Annotated in this window: 2 protein-coding genes; both read left to right on the forward strand. The window is 31.6% G+C overall.

The window, feature by feature from the left end:
• Positions 1 to 842: Ig-like domain-containing protein (locus WBQ70_RS10625; protein WP_423913888.1), on the forward strand; the 842-nt coding region annotated here is incomplete at its 5' end.
• A 1,121-nt stretch (positions 843 to 1,963) separates the two neighbouring features.
• The coding region (locus WBQ70_RS10630) for a S1 RNA-binding domain-containing protein (RefSeq protein ID WP_423913891.1) at positions 1,964 to 2,654 on the forward strand (691 nt) is incomplete at its 3' end.

Genomic DNA, 2,654 nt, shown 5'->3' on the forward strand with positions numbered 1-2,654 from the left:
ATAATGCAAACCATGCTGTTAATCCTTTAACTGACCCAGATGCTAGCAAACAATTAGCAGGTATGCCAACAACAATGTCAGTCGATTATGTACGTGTTTGGACTAAAACAGGAACTTCTACTGGTCCCAGTCAAGTTGCGGTAACTAATGTAAACGTGGCACCATCAACAGTCACTCTTGAAGTAAATGCTACTAAATCCTTAACAGCAAACATAACACCTTCAAATGCAACTAATAAAAATGTAACTTGGCAATCAAATGACATAACTGTTGCAACTGTAAGTTCAGTAGGATTAGTGACTGCAAAAAAAGTTGGAAATGCTACAATTACTGTTAAAACCGAAAATGGTAGCAAAACAGCTATTTGTACGATAACTGTAAAACCAATAACTGGTAATTGTAATGTACCCACTTGGGTAGCAGGCAAGCAATACCAAATGGATGAAGAAGTTCTTTACAACGGAAAAACCTATAAAGCAAAGTGGAGTATCGTTAAATGTAGTCCTGACATCACTGGTTGTCCCACCGGATGGACTCCTACAGATACCTGTATAATATTGGGCATTGAAACTTTTGATACTTCAGAAAGTCCATCATCGTTAAATCCAATTGTTTATCCAAACCCTCTAGGGAATAAGGATTTAAATATATTGTTACCCATACAATCAGATGTTAATGTGACAATTTACAACAATTTAGGGGGTGTGATATTCCAAAAAGAATATTCAAATCAATTGGAAATTGTTATTCCTGCTTCAAAATTAAACTTAGCCAAAGGAATTTATATTGTTAAATTACAAACTGAAGATCATTTATCTACAACTAATTTAATTGTTAACTAAACTTTAAAATACAAAAATAATAATTTAAAAAGAGAATGAATGTATGGAACGCACCTGCATTTATTCTCTTTTTTTTATGGATTTTTATAACGTAATATTGTTTGTTTACTTATACATATAGAAAATTGCTTCTCTTATAAGGTTTATAAAACCTTTGAAACCATCATTATATCAAAATTAGTTTGATTAATAATGTCCTTCTGACTTTTGGAAAGCCAATCTAATGGACACAACAGTGCAAACTGTGTATATGTAAATCTAAATCCAGACATTTGTTTCCTATTTTTGCTATCAGAAATATAAAATGCTCAATAAAAATAAACCTTTGAGCTTTTTTATACTTTGATAATCGTTATTAATTAATAACAATACGGTTAATTCCTTTTTCTAATGCTGTATCTTGTACTAAAGATAGATGAAGCTTTTCTATTATAAATACGGTAAGGTCTATGAGTTTCTAGCGGAGTTTTCTGTTCTTTCATGTTCAAAATACTTTTTTGGTTTGTTTGAATAAATTATTGTTTGGTATAATAATTCTTTGACATTAATAAAAATTGGCTTTTCTAAATTGTGATGCATTTCTAATTTTTCATTATTAAAAAAAAGTGATTACAATTTCAATATCATTTTGCAATTCACTTGGAAATGGAGTCCTAGTAAGACACCTCTATGACGCTAGTTAAGTCTGACAACTTTCTTACTGTATCCAAAACCAAATACATTCTTTATTTTCTGAAATCGTACACGAATTACTTTTTTTATAAGATTTCGCATTAAAACATTCTATGAAAAACAAATCCAGAAATATGAGCCCTGATGGAGCCAGTATGCTCCTAGTGTAGCGGAGAGATAAAGGCAAGAGCAGGGGGGGAGTTTGTTATGAAAATCAATCGCTCTGCTCCTATAAATAGAAAAAGTTGTCACATATGGTATTATGAATTTGGTTTAGGGTTGATTATCAGTGATGATTTTTTTGTAATTAATTAAAAAAGAATTACTTTTGCACACCTTTTGGTGAATAAGAGTTTCCACTAGGCTTCAATTAATTATATAAACAACTTCTGTTGTTTTCTATCACTAAAGAAACTCAAGAGAGCACAGAATACAAATTTTTAATCAGCATGTCTGAACAAATCCAATCACAAGAAGAGTTTTTAGCAAATTTTAACTGGCACAATTTCGAAGAAGGTATTGATGTAGTTGATGATCAGCACTTAAAAGAATTCGAAGAATTAGTTACTAAAACTTTTATCGCTACAGACCAAGAAGAAGTAGTAGATGGAACAGTTGTTAGAATTACAGATAGAGACGTTATCGTTGATATCAACGCAAAATCGGAAGGTGTTATTTCATTAAACGAATTCCGTTACAACCCAGCATTAAAAGTAGGTGATACTGTTGAAGTATTAATCGACATCCGTGAGGACAAAACTGGACAACTAGTTTTATCTCATAGAAAAGCACGTACTATCAAATCATGGGATAGAGTTATTTCTGCAAATGAAACTGGTGAAATCGTTAATGGTTTTGTTAAATGTAGAACTAAAGGTGGTATGATCGTTGACGTTTTCGGAATCGAAGCGTTCTTACCAGGATCTCAAATTGATGTTAAACCAATTAGAGATTACGATGTTTACGTAAACAAAACAATGGAATTCAAAGTTGTAAAAATCAACCACGAATTTAAAAACGTTGTTGTATCTCACAAAGCGCTTATTGAAGCGGATATTGAAGTACAGAAAAAAGAAATCATCGGTCAATTACAAAAAGGACAAGTATTAGAAGGTGTTGTTAAAAACATTACTTCTTACG

It is taken from the genome of Flavobacterium sp. (assembly GCF_049590715.1).
In the GTDB taxonomy this organism is placed as follows: Bacteria; Bacteroidota; Bacteroidia; order Flavobacteriales; family Flavobacteriaceae; genus Flavobacterium.